General features: G+C 56.6%; 22 protein-coding genes and 1 tRNA gene. 9 read left to right on the top strand and 14 right to left on the bottom strand.

What is annotated here, in order from left to right; all coding sequences use genetic code 11:
• The first annotated feature begins 7 nt into the window (after window positions 1-7).
• From AC2FF7_RS03830 to AC2FF7_RS03820, 3 genes are all read left to right on the top strand, one after another.
• Entirely contained in the window at window positions 8-721 is a 714-nt protein-coding gene (locus AC2FF7_RS03830; protein ID WP_170352757.1) for a transporter substrate-binding domain-containing protein, read from the top strand.
• 72 nt (window positions 722-793) lie between these two features.
• Window positions 794-1,681, top strand: coding sequence for an ABC transporter permease (locus AC2FF7_RS03825; RefSeq protein ID WP_170751365.1), 888 nt, complete (start codon window positions 794-796; stop codon window positions 1,679-1,681).
• The gene (locus tag AC2FF7_RS03820; protein WP_353393264.1) at window positions 1,678-2,484 is read left to right on the top strand and encodes an ABC transporter permease; all 807 of its coding nucleotides are present in this window, start codon (window positions 1,678-1,680) and stop codon (window positions 2,482-2,484) included. The genes AC2FF7_RS03825 and AC2FF7_RS03820 overlap by 4 nt, the downstream gene beginning before the upstream one ends.
• Window positions 2,485-2,562: 78 nt before the next feature.
• Here AC2FF7_RS03820 and AC2FF7_RS03815 read toward each other — a convergent pair.
• Together AC2FF7_RS03815 and AC2FF7_RS03810 are read right to left on the bottom strand one after the other, a co-directional pair.
• Window positions 2,563-2,639: transfer RNA gene (locus AC2FF7_RS03815), tRNA-His, on the bottom strand.
• Between the two features lie 47 nt (window positions 2,640-2,686).
• Window positions 2,687-3,169 (bottom strand): GNAT family N-acetyltransferase, encoded by a 483-nt coding sequence (locus AC2FF7_RS03810; protein ID WP_170750570.1) that lies wholly within the window; start codon window positions 3,167-3,169, stop codon window positions 2,687-2,689.
• 77 nt (window positions 3,170-3,246) lie between these two features.
• Here AC2FF7_RS03810 and AC2FF7_RS03805 point away from each other — a divergent pair, with 77 nt between their 5' ends.
• Entirely contained in the window at window positions 3,247-3,435 is a 189-nt protein-coding gene (locus tag AC2FF7_RS03805) for a DUF6324 family protein (protein ID WP_170352754.1), read from the top strand.
• Between the two features lie 4 nt (window positions 3,436-3,439).
• Here AC2FF7_RS03805 and AC2FF7_RS03800 read toward each other — a convergent pair whose 3' ends face one another.
• Window positions 3,440-3,871, bottom strand: coding sequence for an MmcB family DNA repair protein (locus AC2FF7_RS03800; RefSeq protein WP_480496355.1), 432 nt, complete (start codon window positions 3,869-3,871; stop codon window positions 3,440-3,442).
• A gap of 114 nt (window positions 3,872-3,985) precedes the next feature.
• Between AC2FF7_RS03800 and AC2FF7_RS03795 the strand changes: the two genes are divergently transcribed.
• Window positions 3,986-4,306, top strand: coding sequence for an ArsR/SmtB family transcription factor (locus AC2FF7_RS03795; protein WP_480867253.1), 321 nt, complete (start codon window positions 3,986-3,988; stop codon window positions 4,304-4,306).
• A complete protein-coding gene (locus AC2FF7_RS03790) occupies window positions 4,303-4,728 on the top strand; it encodes an SRPBCC family protein (protein ID WP_496905214.1) in 426 nt (141 codons plus the stop codon). Before AC2FF7_RS03795 ends, AC2FF7_RS03790 begins: the two co-directional genes overlap by 4 nt.
• A 214-nt stretch (window positions 4,729-4,942) precedes the next feature.
• Here the strand turns inward: AC2FF7_RS03790 and AC2FF7_RS03785 are convergent, their stop codons facing one another.
• From AC2FF7_RS03785 to AC2FF7_RS03765, 5 genes are all read right to left on the bottom strand, one after another.
• Entirely contained in the window at window positions 4,943-5,248 is a 306-nt protein-coding gene (locus tag AC2FF7_RS03785) for a hypothetical protein (RefSeq protein ID WP_496905213.1), read from the bottom strand.
• A 56-nt stretch (window positions 5,249-5,304) separates the two neighbouring features.
• Window positions 5,305-5,787, bottom strand: coding sequence for a transcription antitermination factor NusB (nusB, locus tag AC2FF7_RS03780; protein ID WP_480496363.1), 483 nt, complete (start codon window positions 5,785-5,787; stop codon window positions 5,305-5,307).
• Window positions 5,784-6,335: a 6,7-dimethyl-8-ribityllumazine synthase gene (locus AC2FF7_RS03775; protein WP_170750556.1), complete on the bottom strand. Its 552-nt coding sequence runs from the start codon at window positions 6,333-6,335 to the stop codon at window positions 5,784-5,786. The genes nusB and AC2FF7_RS03775 overlap by 4 nt, the downstream gene beginning before the upstream one ends.
• Before the next feature lie 2 nt (window positions 6,336-6,337).
• The gene (ribB, locus tag AC2FF7_RS03770; RefSeq protein WP_496905212.1) at window positions 6,338-7,459 is read right to left on the bottom strand and encodes a 3,4-dihydroxy-2-butanone-4-phosphate synthase; all 1,122 of its coding nucleotides are present in this window, start codon (window positions 7,457-7,459) and stop codon (window positions 6,338-6,340) included.
• 103 nt (window positions 7,460-7,562) lie between these two features.
• Entirely contained in the window at window positions 7,563-8,150 is a 588-nt protein-coding gene (locus AC2FF7_RS03765) for a riboflavin synthase (RefSeq protein ID WP_170352746.1), read from the bottom strand.
• A 140-nt stretch (window positions 8,151-8,290) separates the two neighbouring features.
• On the opposite strand from AC2FF7_RS03765, the gene AC2FF7_RS03760 reads away from it, so the two are divergent.
• Genes AC2FF7_RS03760 through AC2FF7_RS03750 form a run of 3 tightly spaced genes read left to right on the top strand, consistent with a single transcriptional unit; the run spans window position 8,291 to window position 12,797 of the window.
• Entirely contained in the window at window positions 8,291-9,637 is a 1,347-nt protein-coding gene (locus AC2FF7_RS03760; protein WP_496905211.1) for a capsule polysaccharide biogenesis protein, read from the top strand.
• A 32-nt stretch (window positions 9,638-9,669) separates the two neighbouring features.
• Complete coding sequence (locus tag AC2FF7_RS03755) at window positions 9,670-10,800, top strand: polysaccharide biosynthesis/export family protein (protein ID WP_170352744.1); 1,131 nt, start codon at window positions 9,670-9,672, stop codon at window positions 10,798-10,800.
• On the top strand, window positions 10,800-12,797 hold the full coding sequence (locus tag AC2FF7_RS03750; protein ID WP_496905299.1) for a capsule polysaccharide biogenesis protein: 1,998 nt from the start codon (window positions 10,800-10,802) through the stop codon (window positions 12,795-12,797). Before AC2FF7_RS03755 ends, AC2FF7_RS03750 begins: the two co-directional genes overlap by 1 nt.
• Here the strand turns inward: AC2FF7_RS03750 and ribD are convergent.
• The 6 genes from ribD to AC2FF7_RS03720 form a co-directional block, all read right to left on the bottom strand.
• A complete protein-coding gene (gene ribD, locus AC2FF7_RS03745) occupies window positions 12,794-13,894 on the bottom strand; it encodes a bifunctional diaminohydroxyphosphoribosylaminopyrimidine deaminase/5-amino-6-(5-phosphoribosylamino)uracil reductase RibD (protein WP_496905210.1) in 1,101 nt (366 codons plus the stop codon). The genes AC2FF7_RS03750 and ribD overlap by 4 nt on opposite strands.
• A complete protein-coding gene (nrdR, locus tag AC2FF7_RS03740) occupies window positions 13,891-14,361 on the bottom strand; it encodes a transcriptional regulator NrdR (protein WP_496905209.1) in 471 nt (156 codons plus the stop codon). Before nrdR ends, ribD begins: the two co-directional genes overlap by 4 nt.
• 121 nt (window positions 14,362-14,482) lie before the next feature.
• Window positions 14,483-14,896 carry a secondary thiamine-phosphate synthase enzyme YjbQ gene (locus AC2FF7_RS03735; RefSeq protein ID WP_209196646.1) on the bottom strand — a complete coding sequence of 138 codons (414 nt, stop codon included), beginning with the start codon at window positions 14,894-14,896 and terminating at the stop codon, window positions 14,483-14,485.
• 17 nt (window positions 14,897-14,913) lie between these two features.
• Complete coding sequence (locus AC2FF7_RS03730; protein WP_170352741.1) at window positions 14,914-15,318, bottom strand: hypothetical protein; 405 nt, start codon at window positions 15,316-15,318, stop codon at window positions 14,914-14,916.
• A 78-nt stretch (window positions 15,319-15,396) separates the two neighbouring features.
• A complete protein-coding gene (locus tag AC2FF7_RS03725; RefSeq protein ID WP_480867239.1) occupies window positions 15,397-15,939 on the bottom strand; it encodes a DUF4166 domain-containing protein in 543 nt (180 codons plus the stop codon).
• On the bottom strand, window positions 15,940-16,377 hold the full coding sequence (locus AC2FF7_RS03720) for a thiol-disulfide oxidoreductase DCC family protein (protein ID WP_480867237.1): 438 nt from the start codon (window positions 16,375-16,377) through the stop codon (window positions 15,940-15,942).
• Between the last annotated feature and the right edge of the window lie 242 nt (window positions 16,378-16,619).

Here is a 16,619-nt window from a genome sequence, read left to right as displayed (position 1 = left end):
GTAACCAATGAAAAAACTGATTCTGACCACAGCAGCCCTGGCGCTCGGCGCTGGTATGGCAATGGCGGACACCGTCCGTCTTGGCACGGAAGGCGCCTATGCTCCGTGGAACTTCGTCAACGATGCAGGCGAAATCGACGGGTTTGAGCGTGAGCTGGGCGACGAGCTGTGCAAACGCGCCAACCTGGAATGTGAATGGGTCAAGAACGATTGGGATTCGATCATTCCGAACCTGGTGTCGGGCAACTACGATGCCATCATCGCCGGTATGTCGATCACCGACGAACGTGACGAAGTCATCGATTTCACCCAAAACTACACGCCGCCGGATCCGTCTGCTTATGTTGCGATGTCCGATGGCGTTGATCTTGCCGGTGGTGTGATCGCTGCGCAGACCGGCACCATTCAGGCGGGCTATGTCGCCGATTCCGGCGCGACTCTGGTCGAATTCGCCAGCCCCGAAGAAACAATCGCAGCCGTTCAGAACGGTGAGGCGGATGCAGTCCTGGCGGATAAATCCTTCCTGGCGCCCTTCACCGAAGACGGCTCGGGCATGGTATTCGTTGGTGACGAAGTGCCGCTGGGTGGCGGTGTCGGTATGGGCATCCGCGAATCCGACGGTGAGCTGAAAGAAAAGTTCAACACGGCGATCCAATCCATGAAGGATGACGGCAGCCTGAACGCGCTTATCACCAAATGGGAAGTGTCTTCGACCTTCTAATCCAAACCTCAGCGGAGCGCCCGATCACAGGGCGCGCCGCATCTGAGCCCTTGCAAGTCAAAGAGGCCCGCCATTTTCTCGTTCTGCACTGATCCCGAAACACTCGGCACGGTCCGTTGGTTCTCCTGTTACCTGACCAACGGTGTCCATTGGCTGTTCTACCTGTCCTTCTTCAAGGTTCTGCTGCTGCTGGCAATCACCGCGCCTGTGGCATTGGGGTTTGGCTTTCTTGGGGCGATGGCGGCCCGATCTCATTTTTTGCCGCTGGCATGGCTTGGCAAAGGCTACATCGCCGTCGTGCGCGGTGTCCCTGACATTGCCTTTTTCATGTTCTTCGTAATCGCTTTGGATCAGGCGTTCGAATGGACGCGACACAAAGTTCTGTGCCCCGAATGGACGGACCCGGTTAGGCAAGGCAATGATTTTATCGTCTGTCAGGCTGCGAAATTGCCGCTGGGCACATCCCCTGAATGGGTCCACGAAACCTATGGGTTCTTTCTGGCCGTTATTACCTTTTCGATCGTTTTTGGTGCCTTTGCAGCGAACGTCTTGTTTGGCGGTATGCGCGCGGTTCCCCATGCACAACTAGAGACGGCCGCTGCTTATGGCATGACAAATCGCCAGACCTTTTGGCGCGTTCTGGTTCCTCAGATGTGGGTTTATGCCCTGCCCGGCTTATCCAACCTTTGGATGGTGTTGATAAAGGCCACGCCGCTTCTGTTCCTGCTGGGCATCGAAGATATCGTGTACTGGGCACGTGAGCTGGGCGCGATCAAGAACCCGAAATTCACCCAATACCCCCATGGTGACTGGCGTATGTGGTACTTCCTTGCTCTGCTGGTGTTCTACCTTGGAATGACCCGTGTGTCCGAGATTGGCCTGGAACGCCTGATGCGCAGACTGTCGCACGGTCAGGCCACCTCAGGCGGAGAGTTGCTGCGTAAGGAGACGACGGCATGAGTTGTCTTCAGACTATTCAGGATTACGGCCTGCGTTCGATCGGGATTGGTGAGCGGTTGCTGCCACGCGATGGTTTCACGCTATGCGAACATTTCACCCTGATCGGCTCGGGCATGATCTGGAATATCTATTTCGGCATCATGGCGCTGATCACCGGGTTCTTTCTGGCCACTGCACTGGCCATGGGAAAAGCGTCGACAAAGAAATGGCTGCGCAAACCTTCGGAATGGTTCATCTTCCTGTTCCGAGGCTCGCCCCTGTTTATCCAGTTTTTCTTTGCCTATTTCTTCTTCCTCTCGCTCAAACAGAATTTTCCCTTCCTTGACGCCCTGACATCCGCTTGGTTGGGCGCGCTGATCGTGCTGTTCTTCAACACGGCAGCCTATTCGGGCGAGATCTTCTATGGCGCGCTGCGTTCGATCCCCAAGGGCGATATTGAGGCCGCAGACGCCTATGGCATGACCGGCTGGCCACGGTTCCGCCGCATCATCTGGCCCACCATGCTGCGGCTGGCCTGGCCTGCCTACACCAACGAGGCGATTTTTCTGTTTCACGCAACTACGCTGGTCTTCTTCTCGGCCTTCCCGGTCTGGCAGCAGCGCGGGGACGCTCTGTATTACGCGGGATATTTCGCGGACAAGACTTTCAATCCGTTTGTCCCCTACCCGATTCTGGCCTTTTATTTCATCTTGCTGACTCTGGCCGTGATCTGGGGATTTGGAATGGTCAACAAGCGTCTGAACCGGCATCTGCCGGTTGCCAAACGCAGTAAAATGAAACTGAGGCTGAATCTGGTGCGCTGACCCCGGCGCACCTTTTCGCAACACAACACGCGCACGGCTCTGCCCTGTGCGTTTCTTTTTTCGCGTTTTTCGAGGAAATGGTACCGCCTCCCTGGCTTGAACAGGGGACCTCTGGATCCACAATCCAGCGCTCTAACCAACTGAGCTAAGGCGGCACTCGTGAGGGGCGATTTACCGAACGCGCCGGGGGAATGCAAGAGGATTAAAGCCGAATTTTCCAGCTTTGTTCGACAAGATCGACCCCAAAGGAATGCACTGGTTTGCTGTCCGTCAAATGCCACCCTTCAGCTTTGTAAAGCGCGCAAGCCGCCCTATGGCTTTCATGGGTCCATAGTGACATCTTCGTGAAACCAACAGCACGCGCGTGGTTCATACAGGTGCGCAACAAGCGTTTGCCAAGCCCCTTCCCCCTCGCCTTTGGCACCAGGAAAAAAAGCCGCAGTTTCGCTGTGTCCTCATCTAGCCGGACACAAAAAATACTCCCAAGGCGATCACCTGCCTGCTCGGCCACCCAACCGCATTCGCATTTGGGATCATGACTGGCCACGAACTCGTCAAGTATCTTGCGCACCAACCGGGCAAAGCTTTTGTCGAACCCTTCATCGCGCTCGTATAGGATTGCGTGCTGCTCTACCAACCAAGGCACATCTGACGCGCGAAAGAGTCTGATTGCTACATCGTTCATACTGTATCTGAGCGCATCTCTGTCTTGATTCTCAAGTCTTTGCGCGCTAGCACAGACCCTCATCCCCGGAGGCGCAAATGAGCATCAACACCGAACGTGACATTCAGGCAAATCTGCAGATCGGCCCAACCGATCGAGGTATGGTACGCCTGTTCATTGAGGCGGATGGCGTCGAGATTCCGATGGACTTTGAACCGGACGAAGCCGAAGAAATTGCGGAAGAAATCCGTGCTGCTGCTCAGGCTGCTCTGGCTGTTAAAGGCTGAAGTATCAAAGCCTTGGATCGCGCAACGCGTGTAGTCTCCGGGCCGCATCTGTGGCGAATTTCTGGATCATCTTTTTGCGACGTGCTGGTGCCAGCTTATCCTCGGGTGCCATTCGAATTATTTCAGCATCGTAGGCATCGGCGATAATTAGCCCCGTCTCAGGCGGCAACAGCTCGGTCGGAAAATCTGTATCCACGGCCCAGAAAAACCGATCACACCACTCCAAATAGCCCTGCCACTTGGAATCCGATTGGTAATCGGCTCGGCTGGATTTGCATTCCACTACCCACAATTCACCCTTGGGGCCCAACCCCATAACGTCCACACGCAACCCGCGCGCCGGCACGAATTCCTCAACAGAAACAAAACCGTGCGCGCTAAGATGACGCGCCACGCCGCGTGCTAGCTTCTGGCCGGGTTGTAGATCCAATGTCATTGGAAAAATGTGAACAATTCATGAACAAATTGCAAGGGAGAGATTACGGTTGACGTGATACCATATGGTATTGAATAAATATGAAACCAAATGGTATCGAATATGAGGAAACGGATGCCTGACCAAATCCAAAACGCGTTTCGCGCGCTTGCGGACCCCACGCGCCGGGACATCGTTCAGATGCTTGCATCGCAGGATATGACAATCGCGCAACTGACAGATTGCTTCGACATGACCCGAGCGGCCGTCAAGAAACACCTGACCGTGTTGTCGGACGGGGGCTTCATCCAGGTCGAAGCTCGGGGGAGAGAACGCATCAACCGTCTTGAACCCCAGGGAATGACCCCTGTGCTGGATTGGTTGAGCTTCTTTGATCAGTTCTGGGACGAGCGCCTGCGTAACTTGAAAGAAGCCATTGAAAGGAAAGAGACATGACCAAAGCAGTTTTGCAAAAGACCATCTTCCTGCGCGCCGAACCGGACACTGTCTGGGCCTATCTGACCGAACCGGAACATCTTGCCGAATGGTTTCACAAGCCCGAACGCCCACTGGCCGCAGGACAAAGGCTTGAGATGTTCGGGACCACAAGCGGCGATCTGTTGATCTGGGGAGAGGTGCGTGAGGCGCGCAAGCCACAATATCTTGAATATACCTTCACGGTGAAACCGATGGCGGACGCTGTCAGCGTAGTCAAATGGACGTTAGAACCCATAGACGGCGGCACGCGATTGTCTTTGGAGCACGAAGGCCTGCCACAAGGCGCAGAGGCTTTCGGCCTGATCCTGGCCCTGGATAACGGGTGGGACGAGCATTTCGGCAAGATGCGCAAGGCCCTGCACGAGACTGTTGACGCTTAACCCCTTGTGCCAGCCCGTAAGACGCCCTAACTAAGCGCTTGGCGGGTTCTGCCCTTCTTGTGACTGGTAGCATTCTGGTGGCCTTAAGCAATTCCGAGGGGGCTGGCTCTGTTCAGGTCCTGGCCTGATTACCTGGCGCCCACCTGTACATACAGGTCCTCGGGAATCACACCGCACGGTTGACTGGTGGTCCCGCCGCAATTTTCCTTTAATTTCAGCGCCCTGCGCTGGAATCCTGCTTGACCGGAACCGGTTTGAACAGATTTACGACCGGCGAGCCGCGCCGTGGGCCACCCGGCTTTTCGGCCATGCTCATGATCTTGTAAGCAAACTGGACGCCTGCAAAGACAATCCCGTTCATGAACCAGATCATGACCAACGCCACCAGCCCAACGTCCGAACCCCAGATCAGCCCGCGCAGATTGGCCACGTTCACCGCCAACAGCACGCCGACAAACACGGCTGAGATTACGAAGCCCCAGATAACCTGAGTGATATAAAGACGGATGAGCTTGGGCATTGCGGCACTCCTTGTTCTGCAAGAAGCTTAGTCTGCCAGAGCACCTAGTAAAGGCGTCAGAACGCCTCGGGCTGGGCCTCGCGCGCCATGTGGTCCAGCACAGCGTTGACGAATTTCGGCTCTTTTCCTTCTGGGAAGAAGGCGCGGGCCACGTCGACGAATTCGGTGATGACCACCTTGGGCGGCGTGTCGCTTTGGGTTAGTTCGGCGCCTGCGGCGCGGAACGCAGCGCGCAAGGTCGGGTCGATGCGCCCGATGGGCCATTTGGCCACCAAAGCGCGGTCTGTCATCTGATCGATCGGGGCCTGATAGTTCACGGCATCTTCGACCAGTTTGCGGAACAGGCGGATATCGCCGTCCAGCATTTCTTCGCCCTCATAGACGGCACCGAACCGGTGATCCAGAAACTCGTTCACGACTGCTTCGGTCGTCTGGCCTGACTGCTCCATCTGGAACAGCGCCTGAACGGCGTAAAGCCGAGCGGCGGATTTCATCAGGCGTTTCTGGTTTGCCGGTTTAGGCGCGTCTGTCTGGGTCATGCTGTCGTGGGTCCGTTGCTGTCGCCCGCCACTAGGATGGACTCGGACGGTGGCTTGAAGCCCACGCCCTTTTTGGAAGAGCCCCACTTACGGCTGAGCGCGATCAGATGCAAGGCCGCAGCGGCTGCCCCACCCCCTTTATTCATCTTTTCTGGGTTGGCGCGCACCTCGGCCTGTTCGTCGTTCTCGACGGTCAGGATGCCGTTACCAATCAGCAGGCCCTGCAGGCCCATCAACTGAATGGCGCGACTGGAATCGTTGCACACCGTTTCATAATGCGTGGTCTCGCCGCGAATAACGCAGCCCAGCGCGACATAGCCATCATAGTTGCACTGCCGGTCAGCCATGGCGATGGCGGTGGGTATCTCCAACGCGCCGGGAACCTCGACCACATCACAAGTGCCGCCCGCAGCCTCGATCTCGTCCTTGGCACCGGCAACCATATTGTCGGCAATGGCACGATAGAACGGTGCCACCACCAGCAGCAGTTTCACCGGCTTGTCGAATGTCGGAGTCGGCAGGACGCCGTGTTTGTCTTGTTCAGCCACGATCAGTCTTCCTTGAGGATGGAACGGGTGCCGACGATGGACAGGCCAAACGCGTCGAGCCCCAGATATACGGTTTCGGGCGAGTCGGTCAGCAGCACCAGCTCGTGAATTCCCAATTTGGACAGGATCTGAGACCCCAGTCCTGTTTGTTTGATGGTCCGAGGGCCTTCATCCTCGACCGCATAAAGCGAGTTGCGCGGTTGGCGGAACAGACAGACGACGCCGCGCCCCTCTTCGGCGATCTTCTCCATCGCACGCGGCAGTTCGCGCGAAGATTTAGGCCCGAGGCCCAAGATATCCGGCGCTTCGTGCAAAGCATGGGTGCGGGTCAGAACGGGTTCGGGCGTGGTGATGTCGCCTTTGATCATGACCACATGTTCGATGCCATGAAGCTGGTCAGTGAACAGCCGCATCTCCCATTCGCCACCATATTCCGAATTGACGGTTTCACGAGACGTCTCGACCACCAGATTGTCATTGCGGGATCGATAGGTGATCAGGTCGCTGATCGTACCGATTTTCATGTCATGGGTTTGGGCGAATTCCACCAGATCGGGCAGACGCGCCATTGTGCCGTCGGGCTTCATGATCTCGCAGATCACGCCTGAAGGGTTCAGCCCGGCCAAGCGCGAGATATCAACCGCAGCTTCGGTATGGCCCGCGCGCACCAGCACCCCGCCCCGCTTAGCACGTAAGGGGAAGACATGGCCCGGGGTGGCAATGGCCGCCATCGTGTTTTGTTCATTGATGGCCGTCGCAACAGTCAGGGCGCGGTCAGCGGCGGAAATCCCGGTCGACACACCTTCGCGTGCCTCGATCGACACGGTGAACGCGGTTTCATGACGCGAGGAATTGTTCACCGCCATCATCGGCAGGCCCAGCGCATCCACCCGTTCCGCGGTCATCGGCAGGCAGATCAGGCCGCGCCCATGGGTGGCCATGAAGTTGATCGCCTCGGCATCCGCAAACTCGGCGGCGATGACCAGATCGCCTTCATTCTCACGGTCTTCGTGGTCGACCAGAATATACATCCGGCCTTTGCGCGCCTCTTCGATGATCTCTTCAATCGTGCTGATCGCGTCGCGCAGTTGCGCTTCGACGGGTCCGGGGGTTTCAAAGCTCATTGGGCAGCCTTTCGCAGAGCATGTTTGCACGGGTGGATAGACCACCCCGCGCGCAAAGGCCAGTCTGCAAACGTCCCGAACCGGTCAGAACGCGGCGTTTAACTCAGGACATTTCGGCCAGGCGGGCAACGTAGCGGGCCAGGGTGTCGATCTCGAGGTTGACTTTGTCTCCAATCGCAACATCGCCCCATGTCGTCACCTCTTTGGTATGAGGAATGAAGTTGATACCAAAGTCACTGCCGTCCACATCGTTGACGGTCAGAGACGTCCCGTTCAGCGCAACCGAACCCTTGGGTGCGATAAAGCGCGCAAGGTCCTTGGGCGCGCGCAAGGTCACACGGGTACTGTCACCTTCATCCTCGATAGCAACGACCTCGGCGACTCCGTCCACGTGCCCAGACACGATATGACCGCCCAACTCATCCCCGACTTTAAGGGCGCGTTCCAGATTGACATGTTTGCCGACCGACCAGTTGGACAGGTTCGTCTTGGATACCGTCTCGGCACTGATCTGAACATCATACCAGTCGTCCCCCAAGGCGATGACGGTCAGGCACACCCCATCGCTTGCGATTGAGGCACCTATATCGATGCCGGATGTCTTATAGGCGGTCTTGATCCGCGCCCGCAGGTCGCCCTGTTGGTCAAGTTCGGCAATGGTGCCAACATCGGTGACGATACCTGTGAACATTTCCTTTACCCTTCGGTTCCTAATATTCCATCCAGTCTACTTGCCGAGGTAAGCGTATCGGCGGTTCCGGGCAAGGCCCGCCTTGCCGGACGCAGCACAAAAAGGCATAAATTTCGCACCAACGAGCAAGAGCAGCACCAATGCCACCACTCACAAAAGGCTCTGAGCGCCGTGTTTTCCTGTTTCTACAGGGACCGCACGGACCGTTTTTCAATGCACTCGCACGCGTGCTGCGCAAAACAGGTGCCGAGGTTCGGCGTGTGGGCTTCAATGCCGGTGACCGCGCGTTCTGGTTCGACCGTGCAAGCTATATTCCCTTTACCGACCGTCCTGAGCAATGGCCTGAAAGTTTCCGCGGGCTGACTGAGACGCTTGGTGTGACCGACCTCGTCTTATACGGCGACGCACGCCCAATACATGCCCAAGCAATCAAGATTGCCAGCGAACGGAACATAACCGTGCATGTGTTCGAAGAAGGTTATCTGCGTCCGTGGTGGGTCACTTATGAACGCATGGGATCGAACGGGAACTCTCGCCTGATGTCGCTTACGATCCCGCAGATGGAACAAGCCCTCGAACGCTCGGACACTCAGGATCCCCCGCCGCCTTCGCATTGGGGCGACATGCGGCAGCACATCTTTTATGGTGCGCTATATCATTGGTTTTTGTTGTTCCTCAATCAGAGGTATCGCAACTTCCAGCGGCACAGAGAGCTGCCAGTTTCCAAGGAATTTACGCTGTATTTCAAACGGCTTATGCTGATGCCCTTTCACCGCTTGCAACGACGCTGGGCGACGTTTCGCGCTCGCAGAAGCGGTATGCCATATCATCTTGTGCTGCTGCAATTGGGGCATGACAGCTCGGTTCAATCGCATTCCGACTATTCCAACATGTCAGAATTTCTGGAACAGGCCATCAAGGGCTTTGCTGATGGGGCACCGCGTCACCACCAGCTTGTCATCAAAGAACATCCGCTTGAAAACCACCGAGAACCCCTGAACCGCAGAACCCGTCAAATCGCCAACGCCCATGGTGTCGGCGACCGTGTCCACTATGTGCCGGGTGGAAAGCTTGCGCGGCTGTTGAACGAGGCGAATTCCGCTGTCACCATCAACTCGACCGCCGGACAGCAAGTTTTGTGGCGCGGAATTCCGCTGCGCAGTTTAGGGCGGTCCGTCTACAACAAGCCCGAGTTCATCTCGGGACAGACATTTGCCCAGTTTTTTGGCAACCCCACCCCTCCTGACACGGCCGCGTATCAGGCTTATCGCCAGTTCCTGCTTAAAACCTGTCAGGTGCCCGGAGGGTTTTACTCCAGACGTGGTCGGCGGCAGTTGCTGCGGCGTGTAACAGATATGTTGCTTGCCCAATGCGACCCCTATGAGACACTGCTGTCGGGTAACGCGGCGCAGACGCCACAGTTGAAGATCGTTGAAGGAAACAAACAGCTTGATGCTGGAAGTCAACTCAATGACAAGCTAACTTGAGACAAACAAAAGAAGACTGAGGATATTCGGCAGTGCAGTGCTTTCCGCTCCAATGGGCACGGGGATTTTTCCTTGTTGCCGTTTTTGGCTTTTTGGCCGGGTGTCAGCTTCCCAAATCTGGGCCAAGCAAGAATGAAATTTTGGCTGGCTCAGTTCAGAATGGTGGCAATGCGTTCATAGTCGAAGTGGATGATCGTATTACCGAGGTCACGTCCGCTGTTCCCCAATTCGGGTTTTCGCAGTCTTTCCTCAGCGCGCCAAACCTGGCCGCCGATACAGTGCGCCCCGGTGACTCTCTGAGCCTGTCGGTCTGGGAGAACGTCGATGACGGGCTGCTTTCTTCAGATATCGGCGGCGCGACGACGCTGGATCAAATTCAAGTGGACAGTGAAGGGTTTATCTTTGTTCCTTATGCCGGTCGTGTCAGGGCCTCTGGGAATACCCCCGAACAGCTGCGCCAACTGATCACAAGCAAACTGCAAGACCAAACACCAGATCCACAGGTCGAGGTCCGGCGGACAGCCGGAAACGGTTCAACCGTTACGCTGAACGGCGAGATTGGCTCGCCAGGTATATACCCTATCGAAAGCCCGACCCGCACTCTGGCTGGCATGCTGTCCCAAGCCGGAGGCGTTTCAGTCGGGTCTGACATCGCGCTTGTTACCGTTATTCGGGGCAATCAACGGGGAACGGTCTGGTACAATGACCTGTTCACCAATCCAAAGCTGGATATCGCACTACGCGCCGGTGACCGCATATTGGTCGAGGCCGACAGTCGGTCTTACGTCGCCCTAGGGGCTACCGGACAGTCACGTGTTGCGTTCGACAGTCAAGATTTGACTGCACTCGAAGCTTTGGCCCAAGTCGGAGGGCTACAGTCCCTGTCCTCGGACCCTACCGGCATCTTCGTGCTGCGAAACGAACGACAGGACATTGCCCGTTCGGTCATGGGACGCTCGGACTTACAGGGCGAACAGCGGGTGATTTACCTGCTTAACCTTACTGCACCAAACGGCCTGTTCGTAGCCCGTGATTTCGTCATCCGCGACGACGACACGATCTACGTCACCGAAGCGCCCTATGCGCAATGGAGCAAGTCGATATCGCTGATCGCGGGCGGGCTTACACCGCTGGCCAACGTCACGACCCTGACAGGCGGGTGATGTCGGCTGCGGCGATGGCCGAGGAACAGCGTACCCGCCTGCGTGTCTACAATGGCGGTTTCCTGACCAATCGCCGTATTCGTCGCATTCTTAAGCTTGCGGGCTACGACATTCGGCTGGGTCTACCCAAAGACGGAGACACCGTTGCCATATGGGGCAACAGTCCAACCGCCCACCGCGGCTTGAATATCGCAGAAAAACACAAATCCCCTGTCTTGCGTGTCGAAGATGCTTTTCTGCGATCTTTGCATCCTGGTCGGGATGGCGAACCGCCGCTAGGCCTATTGCTGGACCGGTCCGGTCTACACTTCGATCCTACGCGCCCATCCGATCTTGAGACTTTGCTGGCGACGCACCCTTTGGATGATACGGCCCTGCTGAACCGGGCGCGCGGTGCGATTGCGCGAATGAAGGAACTGCATCTCAGCAAGTATTCGGGGTTTGAAGTCACTAAGTCTCTGCCGGCGCCGGGGTATGTGTTGGTTGTCGATCAGGCCCAAGACGATGCATCGGTTACTGCCAGCAAAGGCGACGCGGCCCGGTTCCGCGAAATGTTGGTCATGGCGCAAGAAGAGCACCCAGGCGCGCGCGTGTTGATCAAAACCCACCCCGAAACCATTAGTGGCCATCGCAGTGGGTATTTCTCTGACCTGGACCAATCAGGTCGTGTCGCTTTGTTTGAAAACCCGATCAGCCCGTGGGACTTGCTTGAAGGTGCAGTGGGCGTCTACACCCTGTCTTCGCAATTCGGGTTCGAGGCCATTTTGGCAGGCCACAAGCCCCGCGTCTTTGGTCAACCCTTCTATGCGGGCTGGGGCCTAACGCAGGACGAAGAATACCTGCCCCGCCGTCAGCGCAGCCTGACGCCAGCCCAGCTTTTTGCGGCCGCCATGATCCTTTATCCTACTTGGTATGACCCCTACAGGGATCAGCTTTGCGAATTGGAAATGGTTCTGGATACGTTAGAGGCGCAGACCCGCGCATGGCGTCAGGATCACGCGGGCTGGACGGCCTCGGGGATGCGTTTGTGGAAACGTGGTCATCTTCAAAGGATGTTCGGGCGCGAGACCAAAATTCGCTTTACCAAAAGCCCTCCTCCGTCTTCCGAAAAACCACATATGGTTTGGGCCAGCCGAGCCGAAGGGCAAGAGAGTGTTGTTAGGATCGAGGATGGTTTCCTGCGGTCCCGTGGTTTGGGCGCTGCCTTGGTTCCGCCCGTCTCGCTGGTCGCCGATGATCTGGGTATATATTACGACCCGACGCGAGCTAGTCTGCTTGAACAGCTTATCGCCCAACGGGAAACTCTGCGCCCGGATCAGGAGCTGCGCGCAGACAGGCTAGTTGAGAAAGTCACCTCGGGGCAGATCAGCAAATACAATATCGGCGGCCAAGTACCGGACTTGCCCAAGGGGCATCGCATTCTAGTACCCGGACAGGTAGAGGACGACGCCTCGATCCTGTTAGGGACCGGAACAATTCGTACCAACCTTGAACTGTTACAGTTGGTACGGGACAAGAACCCGGACGCTGTTTTGATCTATAAGCCCCACCCGGATGTCGAGGCCAGTTTACGTGACGGCGCGATAGATGCAGACGGCCTCGCTGATGTCACCATACGCGATACGGATCCGGCCCAGCTATTGCCGCAGGTCAATGAAGTCTGGACAATGACGTCTTTACTGGGGTTTGAGGCGCTGATCCGCAACCTGCCTGTGACCACTGTCGGTGCCCCCTTCTATGCGGGTTGGGGGTTGACGCAGGACCTCGGCACCGTCCCCGCCCGGCGTGGCGCACATCCCACGGTGTTGGGTTTGGTCCATGCCGCGTTGATCGACTACCCGCGGTATCTGGACCCGATCACAGGCACCCCCTGCCCGGTCGAGGTTGCGCTGCAGCGCCTGACCGATCGTGAAGGAATCAAAGGGCCGCCGATGTTACGATTGCTATCTAAGCTGCAGGGCGCCTTTGCGACACATGCTCATCTATGGCGACGCTAGCGCAGTAACCGCCGCCAGCGATGCATGACGTCGGGGCCAACAGCGCGTATTTCCATCAATTCAAACCGGGGGGCTGCGTCCAGCGTCTCCAGCCCCAATGCTCCGATCCCTGGCAAACCTTCTGCACCGATGGTCAGACCCGCGTTAAATCCGACCAGTTCGTCAACCAGATCCTGCGCCAACAAAGATGCCGCCAACGCCGAGCCGCCTTCGCAGAAAACACGTGTCAGCCCCGCCTGCCCCAGTTGTTGCAACATATCCGCAGCATCAATCTGGTGATCTTGCAATGCGCAAGGGATCAATGTGGCCCCTAGCCCCTCCCATGCCCGGGCCCGCTCGGCATCGGGGGCATGGCCGTGGCACAGCCAAACCGGGACTTGCTTAGCGGATCGGGCGAGTTGGCTCATCAATGGGATATCAAGATGGCGCGAGACAACGATACGGACAGGTTGCTGCGCCACACCAAGATCACGGACGGTCAGTGCAGGGTCATCGGCCCGCGCAGTACCTGCGCCAACCATAACCGCGTCGTGACGCGCGCGCATCGCGTGGACTTCTCGCCGCGCCTGCGGACCGGTGATCCACTGGCTATGACCACTGGCCGTCGCGATCCGGCCATCGAAACTGTTCGCCAATTTAAGGGTTATGAATGGTCGCCCCTGCTCCATCCGCAAGAAAAACCCTGCGTGGTCACGTTCGGCGTGCGCGGCCAAAACACCTGTCGTGACTTCGATTCCGGCTTCGCGTAATTTGGCGAAGCCCTGCCCTGCAACACGCGGATCACTGTCCTCGACCGGTGAAACCACGCGCGCAATCCCCGCTGAGATCAGCGCATCCGTGCAAGGAGGGGTTTTCCCATGATGTGCGCAAGGCTCCAGCGAGACATAGGCCGTCGCGCCTTTGGCCGTTTCACCAGCCTGTGCCAACGCAACGGTTTCCGCATGCGGTCGTCCGCCGGGTTGGGTCCAACCTCGCCCAATAATCCGACCATCGCGCACGATAACACATCCCACCGAGGGGTTTGGCCAACACGTGCCTTGACCGCGTTGCCCCAAAGACAGGGCCAACGCCATGTATCGTTTATCTGTGTCGTTCACTCGTCAGACGAAGGATGCGGCGGGCGCAGTTCGTGGACAAACTCCTCGAAATCATCGGCCGCCTGGAAATTCTTGTACACGCTTGCAAAGCGCACATAAGCAACCGTGTCAATGCGCGCCAACGCTTCCATGACGATCTCGCCAATTTTGTTCGACGGGATATCGGTCTCACCCATGCTTTCCAGGCGGCGCACAATCCCCGAGATCATCTGATCAATACGTTCAGGGTCGATTGGGCGTTTCTGCATTGAGATACGGATAGACCGTTCCAGTTTGTCGCGGTCAAAGTCTTCCCGTTTGCCATTGGTTTTGATCACAACCAGATCGCGCAGCTGCACCCGTTCATAGGTCGTGAAACGTCCGCCACACGCAGGACAGAACCGGCGCCTGCGGATCGCGACGTGATCCTCTGCGGGGCGTGAATCTTTCACCTGAGTGTCAGTATTTCCACAAAACGGGCAGCGCATCCGCCGTCTCCTCGTCCCTAATTCCGCCTCTAATTGTAAGCGCTGTGGCTTACTTATCCACAACTATAGGGCAGCCGCTAGGATTTGGGTAGTCGGAATTTTTCACCGCAAGATAAAGGGGTCACGCGAAATGCGCAGCGACCTTTCGGTGGTGGGGCGCTGAACGATGTTCAAACAAATAGATCCCTTGCCATGTGCCCAGAGCCGGACGGCCACTTGCCACTGGGATCGTCAATGATACCGGCAGTAAGGCAGCCTTTATGTGTGCTGGCATGTCATCTGGGCCTTCATAAGTGTGCCGTAAATAGGACATCGATGGATGATCCGAGGGCGGAACCAGCCTCTCAAAGAAAGCACTCAGGTCAGTTTGCACCTCGGGATCTGCGTTCTCTTGTATCACCAGAGAACAGGACGTATGGCGCACAAACAACGTCAGCAGCCCGTCGCGTTCGACCGAGTTTAGCCAGTTACCTACATCCGGGGTGAATTCATATAACCCCGGTCCGCGTGTCGAAATAATAAACTCGGTCTGCAACAGGTGCTCATTCTCGCTTAGTCGTCAAAGATTTGCCGACGATAGCACAGTGCGTTCGCACTCTGAACCGATCTGCTTTGACCAGCAACAAAGCCGACGTTGATTGACTTGACGTTCAAATCAACACCAGGCGGAGGACTGACGGAAAACTGCACAGCGGTCCGGCGTCCAGTTGCTTCGCTGGGTCCATAACCGCGCACTACGTAGATCGGCTGTTTCCAACCTGCGCCCAAAGTCCTGCGGGCATAATCGGCAGCGGCACACCAATACCCATCAACATCGTTGCGCCCACGCGGGATCACTTCGTAGACGTTGGCATTGACCGAGACCGTCTGAAACCCAAATCGCGCAAAGCCAGCGGCCGAAAGCGGTGTAGTCAGAACAACTGCGGCAAGCGCAGCGTAAGTCATAACCTGTTTCATAATCATACTCTTTCCTGTTACGAGGTAAGACTGGAAATAGTATAACCCGTCCAACGGCAAAGCGGGTTCACGATCAATTCAGCCCACGTCCTGTTTTGCGTGATCAGCCGTTAGCCATCCGTGATATCGGATCAGCAACCCCAAAACAGGCATCCGAGCGGACACATCAAACCGAAAGCGCCCTTCGTCATCCTGCCACTCAAACGTATTAGACCTGGGTAATATGAGCTTTGGGCACGGGATTCCCCACAAGCGTAACCGGTGAAGACGAATGGACAACTGCCCATCGAAAAGCACGGGTTTCAGCCACAAGGTCAATAGGCCCATCCGCTCGAGTACGTAGCCTGACCTGTAGCCGATCCGCGACCTGGTCGTTTGGCCGTTGAAATTCCTGACCCATATCCATGCCCTGTCCCGTTTTGTTACCGATAAAGAGACAGGAACATTGCAGCCACCAGTGGGGAAGCTTCCAAGCCGCAAAGCCATACGCACTAACAGGCCGCGGCCACGCTCAATATCACAGAAACCCGAATAGCTTCCCTGACTGCCGTGCAGGTGCCGCAAGGCGTCGGGCAAAACTGACTGCGCCGGCAACGCCTGCCAAAACGGATCAGGTTGCATCTAGTACCCTTTGGGAAGAAAGCGCGACATTAGATCTTTGTCCGGAACCAAGCAGGTATCAGCCCGACCAAACACGGCATATCTGTTGCGCGCCAAAACGTGATACATCGGGTCCTTAACCACCCCAGGCAGATATTTGCACAGGGACACGACGGGCCACATCCCCGGCAGAGCCTGCATGGCTGCAGCAAATGCATCCAACCGTTGATAAACTTGACCGTTCAACACGACGAGGTTCGTTTCAAAATCCTGTGTCGGTAATTTAAGATCTGAATAGAGATTTCGCCCCAACTCGGATTGCGCAGTTACAAACTTGAACCTTTGCGCCCTATCCCGTTTCAGCATGAAACGAAAAAAGCCCGTGCACAGCACGCATTCGCCATCAAACACAATAAAATCTTGGCTCTTAACCAATTCGTCCAATGCAATGTCGTGCATCTTAAAATCGCCTTTGCCGTAATTTCCCCCAAAGTGACACCGCAAACACGACGCCACAATGCGACACAGGCAACAGCAGGAATGGGCGTGCCGGGGAGCCACAGTATGCCTGCTCGAATTATCGTCTGGGCTCTGGCCCCATCCCCAAAAAGGCGCTGACCCGGCAACGTGACAGAAATACGGGTTTGCCGCCCAAAGCGCATGTGACTTTTTGCCAACGTTTTACGGATTTATGTCACGGC

The sequence above is a fragment of the Ruegeria sp. YTSC325 genome (assembly GCF_059609525.1).
The sequence above is the reverse complement of the archived record's forward strand: the minus strand, read 5'-3'. Positions and strand labels throughout refer to the sequence as shown.

What these genes read in the sequence shown, in the direction of transcription:
- AC2FF7_RS03820 (WP_353393264.1), top strand. Translation starts at nt 1,678, where the DNA reads ATGAGTTGTCTTCAGACTATTCAGGATTACGGCCTGCGTTCGATCGGG.
- AC2FF7_RS03760 (WP_496905211.1), top strand. Translation starts at nt 8,291, where the DNA reads ATGCCACCACTCACAAAAGGCTCTGAGCGCCGTGTTTTCCTGTTTCTA.
- ribB (WP_496905212.1), bottom strand. Translation starts at nt 7,459, where the DNA reads ATGAGCTTTGAAACCCCCGGACCCGTCGAAGCGCAACTGCGCGACGCG.
- AC2FF7_RS03765 (WP_170352746.1), bottom strand. Translation starts at nt 8,150, where the DNA reads ATGTTCACAGGTATCGTCACCGATGTTGGCACCATTGCCGAACTTGAC.
- AC2FF7_RS03830 (WP_170352757.1), top strand. Translation starts at nt 8, where the DNA reads ATGAAAAAACTGATTCTGACCACAGCAGCCCTGGCGCTCGGCGCTGGT.
- AC2FF7_RS03805 (WP_170352754.1), top strand. Translation starts at nt 3,247, where the DNA reads ATGAGCATCAACACCGAACGTGACATTCAGGCAAATCTGCAGATCGGC.
- AC2FF7_RS03730 (WP_170352741.1), bottom strand. Translation starts at nt 15,318, where the DNA reads ATGAAACAGGTTATGACTTACGCTGCGCTTGCCGCAGTTGTTCTGACT.
- AC2FF7_RS03720 (WP_480867237.1), bottom strand. Translation starts at nt 16,377, where the DNA reads ATGCACGACATTGCATTGGACGAATTGGTTAAGAGCCAAGATTTTATT.
- nrdR (WP_496905209.1), bottom strand. Translation starts at nt 14,361, where the DNA reads ATGCGCTGCCCGTTTTGTGGAAATACTGACACTCAGGTGAAAGATTCA.
- AC2FF7_RS03725 (WP_480867239.1), bottom strand. Translation starts at nt 15,939, where the DNA reads ATGCAACCTGATCCGTTTTGGCAGGCGTTGCCGGCGCAGTCAGTTTTG.
- AC2FF7_RS03795 (WP_480867253.1), top strand. Translation starts at nt 3,986, where the DNA reads ATGCCTGACCAAATCCAAAACGCGTTTCGCGCGCTTGCGGACCCCACG.
- nusB (WP_480496363.1), bottom strand. Translation starts at nt 5,787, where the DNA reads ATGACCCAGACAGACGCGCCTAAACCGGCAAACCAGAAACGCCTGATG.
- AC2FF7_RS03750 (WP_496905299.1), top strand. Translation starts at nt 10,800, where the DNA reads ATGTCGGCTGCGGCGATGGCCGAGGAACAGCGTACCCGCCTGCGTGTC.
- AC2FF7_RS03810 (WP_170750570.1), bottom strand. Translation starts at nt 3,169, where the DNA reads ATGAACGATGTAGCAATCAGACTCTTTCGCGCGTCAGATGTGCCTTGG.
- AC2FF7_RS03800 (WP_480496355.1), bottom strand. Translation starts at nt 3,871, where the DNA reads ATGACATTGGATCTACAACCCGGCCAGAAGCTAGCACGCGGCGTGGCG.
- AC2FF7_RS03790 (WP_496905214.1), top strand. Translation starts at nt 4,303, where the DNA reads ATGACCAAAGCAGTTTTGCAAAAGACCATCTTCCTGCGCGCCGAACCG.
- AC2FF7_RS03785 (WP_496905213.1), bottom strand. Translation starts at nt 5,248, where the DNA reads ATGCCCAAGCTCATCCGTCTTTATATCACTCAGGTTATCTGGGGCTTC.